The sequence below is a fragment of the Paraburkholderia sp. BR10954 genome, assembly GCF_040965775.1.
Classification (GTDB): Bacteria; Pseudomonadota; Gammaproteobacteria; order Burkholderiales; family Burkholderiaceae; genus Paraburkholderia; species Paraburkholderia youngii.
Genome location: NZ_JBFRCK010000159.1, coordinates 1 through 1,476 on the forward strand (window position 1 = coordinate 1; position 1,476 = coordinate 1,476).

Here is a 1,476-nt window from a genome sequence, read left to right on the forward strand (position 1 = left end):
CCTGAATCGACGTCATGATCCACCACCCGGCGCCACGGTCATCTGGCGAGGTTTCCTCGTCTTGCACGAAATCACCGAGATGTTCCGTATCTTTAATTCAGGTCCGTAACTTGTGGGTAAAGCTCAGCCCTGAAGGAAGAGGATTCCTACAGCGCTCAGGCTGCGATGGCCTGAGTCACTTCGGCGGGTTCCTGCTTCATCGGGCGGCCTGACTGCGCCATCCCTCCACAGGCAATCGCGGCATGTCCTGCCGCTAAAACATTGAGCGCGCCCACGTGATCGGCGTTCGCTTCGTGGCCGCACCTGGTGCAGGCGAATAGCGCTTGCGTCTTGCGATTGTCGGCCGAGATGTGGCCGCAGCACGGGCACCTCCGGCTCGTATTGCGCGGATCGACGACGAAGAAGAATCCGCCGCGCCACGCCGTCTTGTACTCCAGCTGACGGCGAAACTCGCCCCAGCCCTGATCCAGAATGGCCTTGTTGAGGCCAGCCTTCTGGCGCACCTGGCGACCAGGCTGCTCGACCGTACCTCTGGCCGATTTCGTCATGTTTCTGACCTTCAGGTCTTCGACGGCGATCATTGCGTGGTTTTTGCTGATCGTGTTCGAAGCCTTGTGCAAAAAGTCTGCGCGGGCGTCGGCGATGCGCGCGTGGATGCGCTGGATGCGGGCCTTCGTCTTCTTCCAGTTTGTTGAGCCCTTCACCTTGCGCGTCAGGCGGCGCTGGTACTTAGCGAGCCGTTGCTCGTGTTTCCGGAAGCTCGCGAGCGGCGCGATGAACGTGCCATCACTTAAAGTCGCGAAGCGCGACACGCCGACGTCGATACCGACTGCTGGGCCTTGCGGAACCGCCTGCTCAACCTCGCAAGCCGTGAGGATGGACACGTACCACCTCCCGGCGCGCAGCGAAACGGTCGCGCTGCGGACCTCACCGCGCACCGTGCGGCTATTGCGGTAACGGATATAGCCCATTTTGGGCAGGAAGATCCGACCATTCTCGCGGTCCAGTTTAATCTGCTTCGGGTCCGGGTAGCGGAACCCATCCTGCTCGCCCTTTCTTTTGAAACGGGGGAAGTCGGCCCGCTTCTCGAAGAAGTTGGCGTAGGCGCGCTCAAGGTCCTTCAGGGCCTGCTGGAGCGGATGGACTGGAGCATCCTTGAGCCACGGCGTTTCCGCGCCGTTGCGCCACTCCGTGAGCAGCTTGCACAGGCCGGCGTAGCCGAGCTTCTTCTCGCCGCCCTTGTGGCGTTCGTCCTGCAACGCCAGCGCCTTGTTATAGACGAACCGGCACGCGCCCGCGAACTGGCGCATGTTGCGCAGCATTTCGCCGTTGGGCATCAGTTCGAACTTGAAGGCCTAGCAGGCTGTTGAAAAGCGCCCCGTCATGACGACCGAAGCTACGTTCAGGAGACTTGCGCGTGCAATTTCCCGCTGAATTACCGGTTTGCCGCGCGATCCGCGCGGGGCATGCGCACGC

General features: G+C 61.7%; 1 protein-coding gene. It reads right to left on the bottom strand.

All coding sequences use genetic code 11. From position 1 onward, the window contains the following. Window positions 1-155: 155 nt before the first annotated feature. Window positions 156-1,337, bottom strand: coding sequence for an RNA-guided endonuclease InsQ/TnpB family protein (locus AB4Y34_RS41565; protein WP_368719273.1), 1,182 nt, complete (start codon window positions 1,335-1,337; stop codon window positions 156-158). Between the last annotated feature and the right edge of the window lie 139 nt (window positions 1,338-1,476).